This is a genomic window from Aeromonas salmonicida (assembly GCF_028355655.1).
Taxonomy (GTDB): Bacteria; Pseudomonadota; Gammaproteobacteria; order Enterobacterales; family Aeromonadaceae; genus Aeromonas; species Aeromonas salmonicida.
The window spans coordinates 70513-77500 of the sequence record NZ_CP110645.1 but is presented as its reverse complement, the minus strand read 5'-3'; the positions used below and the strand labels follow the sequence as shown (position 1 = coordinate 77500).

The window sequence follows — 6988 nt, the reverse complement described above, 5'->3', positions numbered from 1 at the left end:
CTTCGAGTAATGACAGCCCCCAAGCTTGCAAGGGGGCTGTCAATTTTTGGGCTTGTGCATCCAGTCGGGTGCAATATGCCCTGGCCTGCACCATGGCTTGTGAAGGCCGCTCAGCCACAGTAGCCAATAGATGGGCCACCCGTCTTGCTACAGCGCTCCCTGAATCCACCAGCTGACATCCTGGCATCAATTGCCGGATCTCGTCATTGAGCAACGGGAAGTGGGTGCAACCCAGCACCAGGGTATCCGGCCTTTCCTCTCCTTCCATCCAGTCCGTCAGCACCTCCTGCAACAGCGCCATGTTTACCGGCCGTCCCGCCAGCTTGTGCTCGGCTTCGATCACCAGTTCAGTCGCGCCCTTGAGCAACACCCGCTTGCCCGGGGCAAACTGGGTAATGAGGTGATGAGTATATTCACGGCTGACGGTGCCCGGGGTCGCCAGCAGCCCGATACACCCATTGCGGGTCAGGGCTGCAGCCGGTTTGATGGCAGGCACCACGCCGACAACTGGAATGGTCAGGGCGGCACGCAAGGATGGCAGGGCTATGGTGCTGGCCGTATTGCAGGCAATCACCACCAGATCGATGGCATGCTCGGCCACCATGTGACTGACCAGACGGGTGCAGGCAGCAATCAACGCTGACTCGCTCAGCTCACCATAGGGGAAGTTGGCATTGTCAAAACAATAGAAGTAGTTGTGTGCCGGCAGCGCACGGCGGATCTCGCGATAGATGGTCAAGCCACCCATGCCGGAGTCGAACACTAGAATATTGGCCACCTGACCTCCCCCTTTGGTGCAAGGCAGCGATCATACTCCCGCCTGCCGCCAATAGAAAAGGCCCTGCCAATGGCAGGGCCTCGCTTTTTCTCTTCTATATATAGCAGCGCTGGCGATCAGAGGCGGTAGTCCGCCGTCAACTTGAACTCGGTACCCGCCGATGCGTAGCCATAGGCCGGGGCATAGTCACGATCAAACAGGTTGTCGATACGGCCACCCAGCATGAGCTGAGGCGTCACCCCATAGCTGGCCCCCAGATTGATCAGGGTGTAGGAACCCAGTTCCACCCGCTCTGCAGGGAAGCTGCTGAAGTTCTTGTCATCCCGCTTGCCCACATAGAGCAGCTCGGTGGAGAGATCGACCGGGCCCAGCTGCACCTGGGTAAGCCAGCTGGCTTTCTGCTTGGCGCGGCGCAGCAGTTGCTGATCTCCATCGTTCTTGTCTTCGGCCCGGGTGTAATCGAAGCTCAGGTCATGATGGAGCGGACCGGTTTCCAGACCCAGCGCCACTTCCACGCCACGGATCTCGGCATCCGTGTTGTCCGGCTTGCAGGTGGAGAACGCACTCTGACAGGCGATCAGGTTCTGGATCTTGTTGCGATAGAGGTTAAGCGACCAGTCCCAACCGGTATAACGGCCCGCAAAGCCCAGCTCCAGGTTCTTGCTCTCTTCCGGCTTCAGATCCGGATTCTCATAACCGGGATAGTAGAGGTCGAGGAAGGTCGGCGCCTTGAAGCCGGTGCCATAACTGAGCCGTACATTGTGGTTGTCATCTATGTCCAGCCCGCTGGCGGCAGACCAGGTATTGTGACGGCCATACTGCTCATTGTCATCGGTACGGCCAGAGAGCTCCCACAGCAGGGCCTGCCAGCGGTAGCTGCCCACCGCAAACAACCCTGTATTGTCGCGATCGGGGGCATTGAACGCCAGGCCAGAACTGCGCGAGTCGGATTTCAACTGCTCCTGCTGCCAGTCGGCGCCGCCGGTCAGGTTGAGCCCCTCAACGCCGCTCCAGCTGTTGATCCAGGAGAAGCGGGTCAAGCCGGTGTGGATCGGCTGGGCGCTGGATTCCCCCTTGCTCTCCAGCCAGCTCTTCAGCTTGTTCTCGCCATAGCTGGCCTCAAGCCGGCTGGTCAGCGTCTCGCTCTGGAACTTGAGACCGCCATCATACTGGAAGGCCTGTACCCGGCTCTGGTCAGCCGACTGATAGGCATCATCCATCTCGGTCTGGTTGTCATAACCCTGGGCGTTGAAGTCCCCACTCCAGGCATTACTGAACGCATGATTCAGCCCAAACTGGCCGTTCAGACTGTCGAAGCCATCCCGATCCGGCTGCTGGGCATTGGCCACCACATCGAAACCATCGGTACGCTCGTAGCCGATCATCATATTCATGTCGGTCTGCTGACCCAGGGCCTGCACGGTACGCACCTGACCCTGGCCGTAACCATTGCTGCCCACACCCCCCTTCAGATGAGTCTCGCTGCCATTCTTGGCGGAAGTTTTGGTGATGAGGTTGATGACGCCACCGATGGCATCCGCGCCATAGACAGCAGCGCGCGGACCCCGGATGTACTCGATGCGCTCGATATTGCCCAGCGGGATCTGGCTGAGGTCTGGTGTGCCGGCCACCATGGCGGCGATGGGGCGCCCATTCATCAGCACCAGCGAATGGTTGGAGTTGGTACCGCGGATGAACAGGCTGCTCATGTGCCCTCGCCCACCTAGCGTGGTGATCTGCACACCCGGCAACGTCTTCAACAGCGCTGGCAGGCTCTGCACCTGACGGGATTCGATCTCGGCGCGGTCGATCACCACAACGGGTGCCAGTACCGAGCTGATGGGTTGTTCCACCCGATTGGCGGTGATCACCAGGGTAGGATTGACGGGGATGGTCGTCTGGGCGAAGGCCGCCGTTGGCAACAGGGCAGCCACCAATAATTTCTTGGACATGAGAGATCCTTAAGTTCGCGTAAGCATCTACTTCGTGGCCGGTTTCTCTCGGCCCGAAATACGAACTTTGGCAGGTCTTCGGGCTGGGGGGCTGATGGCCTACGGCGACGGCTTCCCACCTGACGGCAGTGCCCTGATGTCGCTTCGTTCCCCCTTACCGCTGCGCGCCAGCTCCGGATTTTCACCGGATTCCCTATTAAGCATGATGCGCCAAAGCGGAGGGGATTATAGGCAGAGCCAGATTGGATGTATAGCCATCCAGATTTCTATTTCTGCTTTTCCAGCTCCACCAGCCGCTGCTTGGCTCCCTCCATCACCGCCTGTACACCGGGATGGGAGAGGTGACGGCCAGCAGAGACCAGATAATAGGAGAGCGTGACCTCGGGCAAGGTGGCAATCCGCTCGACACCATAGAGGCGCTCAATCTCGTCACGCATCGCAAGGGGGGCGGGAAAGATCCCCATGCCCGCCTTGCCGAACGACTTCATCAGGGTCGAGTCGTCAAACTGGCCGACCAGATGGGGATGTATGCCCTGCTGGCGATACCAGGCCAGCAGCCGATCATGGGTCGCCGACTTCTCGCCGGGGATAAGCAGCGGCAGCCCTTCCAGAGAGGCGGGAAACCCCGAACGGGCACGAGCCGCCAGCGCCGGGCTCGCAAAAAGTGCCAGCGGGCTGCGTCCCAGTTCATGGTTGTAGCCACGTACACCACTATCTGGTGGCAGTGGGCGATCGATCAGCACCATATCCAGCTTGTGTCTGGCCAGCTCGCTGAATAGCTGCTCGGCCCGCTCTTCATGGCAGATCAGCCGCACCGGCGTCGCCAGCGCCATGGCCGGTGCCAGCAGCTCAAACGCCAGAGTGCGGGGCACCGAGTCGGCAATCCCTACCTGCATGGTCAGCTCCTGGCTGGCGTGGCGCAGTGTGTGTTCCAGCTCGGCCCCCAGCGAAAAGATGGCGCCGGCCTGCTCAAGTGCCTGGCGCCCCGCAGCCGTCAAGACGAGCCGCCTCCCCTCCCGGCTGAACAGCGCCACCCCGAGAGACAGCTCCAGCTCCGCGACCTGACCACTGATGGTTTGCGGAGTGAGATGAAGCTGTTCGGCGGCCCGTGTCACGCTGCCGCTGCGCGCCACATGCCAGAAGTAATAGAGTTGTTTGTAGTTGAGCATCCGGGTTCCTATCAGTTTTTGCCGAACAATCATCAATCAAAATCTGATTTTATCGAAGCATCATGCACTCTAGCATGCAAGCACCCTGTGAATTGCCTCCTGCGACCCCTCATGCTGGATGTTGTTGTACTCTTTTTCCTGTTTGGCCTGCTGGCCGGTCTGGTGCGATCCGAGCTCAAGTTGCCCCCCGCACTCTATGACACCCTCTCCCTCTTCCTGCTGCTGGCCATCGGCCTCAAAGGCGGTGTGGGCCTGGCCCAGCAATCCTTGTTGCCACTGCTGCCACAACTCGCCCTGGTGATACTGCTCGGTGTGGTGCAAACCCTGGCAGGCTTTGCCCTGTTGCGCATAAAGATGAACCGGATCGATGCCGCCGCTACCGCAGCGCACTACGGCTCGGTCAGCGTGGCGACCTTCGCAGTCGGGGTAAACTGGCTCACTGAACGCGGCATCAGCTTCGAATCCCAGCTATCCATCTTCCTGGCTGTGATGGAAATCCCGGCCATCCTGGTGGGCATAATGCTGGCGCGCGGGGTGAGCCGCCAGACCCGCTGGCGCATGCTGGCGCATGAAACTTTCCTCGGCAAAGGGGTGACCCTGCTGCTCGGTGGCATGGCCATCGGCTATCTGGCCGGGCCGCAAGGCATAGCCCCCCTCAAACCCCTTTTTGTGGATCTGTTCAAAGGAGCGCTCGCCCTCTTCCTGCTTGAGATGGGTTTGATAGTGGCACGCCAGTGCCAGGATCTGCGCCGCCATGGCCTGTTTCTGCTCGGCTTCGCCCTGCTGATGCCGCTCGCCTCGGCAGGACTGGGGTTGACGGTCGGCAAGCTGATGGGGCTCTCCCTTGGCGGACTCACCCTGCTGGCCACCCTGGCGGCCAGCGCCTCCTATATTGCCGTGCCAGCAACCTTGCGCATCGCCGTGCCCCAGGCCAACCCGGGGTTGTCCCTCAGCGCCGTGCTGGGCGTCACCTTCCCCTTCAACATCATGCTGGGGATCCCGCTCTACCACAGCTGGGCCCGCCACTTCACGGAGTAGCCATCATGCAGACCGAGACCCGTACCCTGCTGACCGTCATCACGGAAGCAAATCTTGAACCCACCCTGCTGCGCACCCTGACCCGGGAAGGGCTGCGGGGCTACACCATCACGGATGCACGCGGACGAGGGGATCACGGCGAGCGCAACGCCAGCTGGAGCGAGAGCGGCAACATCAGGCTGGAGGCGATTTGCAGCCGCGAGCAGGCGGAACGACTACTCGCCCACCTGCAGAGTCGCTACTACCCCGACTACGCCATGATCGCCTTTCTGCAACCGGTCGAAATCGTGCGACCCGAAAAATTCTGAGCCGGCTTGCCGGCTCTTTTTGCCTAACGAAAGCAAACGTTTAACAGCAAGGAACCAGAAAAAATGAACACCCCTCCCCTGATCGGCCTGGTAATGGGCTCCGACTCCGACTGGCCCGTGCTGCAGGCGGCAGCCCGCATCCTCAAGGAACACGGCGTGCCCTACGAAGCGCGGGTGGTCTCGGCCCACCGCACCCCGGACCTGCTGTTCGAGTATGCAGCCAGTGCACGCGATCGCGGCCTGCGGGCCATCATCGCCGGGGCCGGTGGCGCCGCCCACCTGCCGGGCATGGTCGCCGCCAAGACTACGGTGCCCGTGCTGGGGGTACCCATCCCCTCGCGCCACCTCAAAGGGATGGACTCCCTGCTCTCCATAGTGCAGATGCCCAAGGGGGTGCCGGTCGCCACCTTCGCCATCGGCGAGGCGGGGGCCGCCAACGCCGCCCTGTTCGCTGTCTCATTGCTGTCAGTCACCCTGGATGGCGATGCCCCCCGCTACCAGCAACAGCTCGACGACTTCCGCGCCAACGAGCGTGACCGGGTGCTGGCGCTGCAACTGGAGGACCCGGCATGATACTGCCACCCGCCACCCTGGGCATGCTCGGCGGCGGCCAGCTTGGCCGCTACTTCGTGATGGCCGCCCACCGCCTCGGCTACAAGGTGGTGGTGCTGGATCCCGACCCCGCCAGCATCGCCGGTGCCGCAGCCGATCACCATATTATCGCCCCCTATGACGACCAGGCAGCCCTGCACGATCTGGCCAGCCGCTGCGCCGCCATCAGCTGCGAATTCGAGAACGTGCCCGCCGCCACTCTCGCCCTGCTGGAAAAACAAAAACCGGTGCGGCCAGCCGCCAGCGCGGTGCGCATCTGTCAGGATCGGCGCGAGGAGAAGGCCTTTCTGCGCGGGGCTGACATCCCGGTCGCCCCCCATCTGGCGCTGCTGGCGGGAGATCCCATCCCCGCACAGGCCAGCGCGCTGTTCCCCGCCATCCTCAAGACCGCCCGCGAGGGGTACGACGGCAAGGGCCAGTGGCAGGTCGGCAATCTGGATGAGCTGGCAAGCGCGCTGACCGCCAGCGGCGTACCTTGCGTACTGGAAAAACGCCTGCCGCTGGAGGGGGAGTTTGCCCTCACCCTGGCCCGCAGCCCGAGTGGTGCCATCAGCGCCCTGCCTCTGGTGCAGAACTGGCACAGCGGCGGCATTCTCGATCAAACCCGCTCCCCGGCCAATGTCCCTGTGCTGGAGGCTGAGGCGAAAGATATCGCCGAGCGGCTGATCGCGGCGCTCGACTACGTCGGCGTGCTGACGGTGGAGTTTTTTCTGGTGGAAGGGCGGCTGTTGGTCAACGAGATGGCGCCCCGCCCCCACAACTCGGGTCACCCCAGCCTCGACAATGCCGAGTGCAGCCAGTTCGAGTTGCAGGTGCGCGCCCTGTGCGATCTCCCCTTGCCCGAGAAAGCCGAGGTGCGACCCGCCATCCTGCTCAACCTGCTCGGGGATCTCTGGCATGGGGGCACACCAGACTGGGCAGGGGTGCTGGCCCTGCCCGGGGTGCACCTGCATCTCTATGGCAAGGGCGAGGCTCGCCCCGGCCGCAAGATGGGTCATGTCACCATCACAGGCAGCGACTGGCACACGGTGGAGGATACTAGCCGCCATGTACGCAGCCTGCTGGGGCTGTCCCCACGCTGAGCTGCACTCCCTTGAATGCAAAGACCCGGGCCAAGCCCGGGTCTTCTTT

General features: G+C 62.2%; 7 protein-coding genes and 1 riboswitch (1 of these 8 cut by a window edge). Of the genes, 4 read left to right on the top strand and 3 right to left on the bottom strand.

Annotated features, from left to right (window positions below; translation table 11 throughout):
* From murI to ONZ54_RS00340, 3 genes are all read right to left on the bottom strand, one after another.
* On the bottom strand, positions 1–778 hold the 5' portion of the coding sequence (murI, locus tag ONZ54_RS00350; protein ID WP_271787243.1) for a glutamate racemase. The gene continues 14 nt to the left of window position 1, outside the view; the window shows 778 of its 792 coding nt (coding positions 1–778); its start codon is at positions 776–778; the stop codon falls past the left edge of the window.
* 116 nt (positions 779–894) lie between these two features.
* Entirely contained in the window at positions 895–2730 is a 1836-nt protein-coding gene (locus ONZ54_RS00345) for a TonB-dependent receptor domain-containing protein (RefSeq protein WP_271787242.1), read from the bottom strand.
* A gap of 52 nt (positions 2731–2782) precedes the next feature.
* Positions 2783–2960, bottom strand: a riboswitch (cobalamin riboswitch).
* 36 nt (positions 2961–2996) lie between these two features.
* The gene (locus ONZ54_RS00340; protein ID WP_271787241.1) at positions 2997–3899 is read right to left on the bottom strand and encodes a LysR family transcriptional regulator; all 903 of its coding nucleotides are present in this window, start codon (positions 3897–3899) and stop codon (positions 2997–2999) included.
* 111 nt (positions 3900–4010) lie between these two features.
* Between ONZ54_RS00340 and ONZ54_RS00335 the strand changes: the two genes are divergently transcribed.
* The 4 genes from ONZ54_RS00335 (at position 4011) to ONZ54_RS00320 (ending at position 6939) form a co-directional block, all read left to right on the top strand.
* Complete coding sequence (locus ONZ54_RS00335) at positions 4011–4937, top strand: sodium-dependent bicarbonate transport family permease (RefSeq protein ID WP_005321662.1); 927 nt, start codon at positions 4011–4013, stop codon at positions 4935–4937.
* Positions 4938–4942: 5 nt separating this feature from the next.
* The gene (locus tag ONZ54_RS00330) at positions 4943–5245 is read left to right on the top strand and encodes a P-II family nitrogen regulator (RefSeq protein WP_005321666.1); all 303 of its coding nucleotides are present in this window, start codon (positions 4943–4945) and stop codon (positions 5243–5245) included.
* A gap of 63 nt (positions 5246–5308) precedes the next feature.
* The gene (purE, locus tag ONZ54_RS00325) at positions 5309–5818 is read left to right on the top strand and encodes a 5-(carboxyamino)imidazole ribonucleotide mutase (RefSeq protein WP_017412961.1); all 510 of its coding nucleotides are present in this window, start codon (positions 5309–5311) and stop codon (positions 5816–5818) included.
* Positions 5815–6939 carry a 5-(carboxyamino)imidazole ribonucleotide synthase gene (locus tag ONZ54_RS00320; protein WP_271787240.1) on the top strand — a complete coding sequence of 375 codons (1125 nt, stop codon included), beginning with the start codon at positions 5815–5817 and terminating at the stop codon, positions 6937–6939. The genes purE and ONZ54_RS00320 overlap by 4 nt, the downstream gene beginning before the upstream one ends.
* Positions 6940–6988 lie beyond the last annotated feature (49 nt).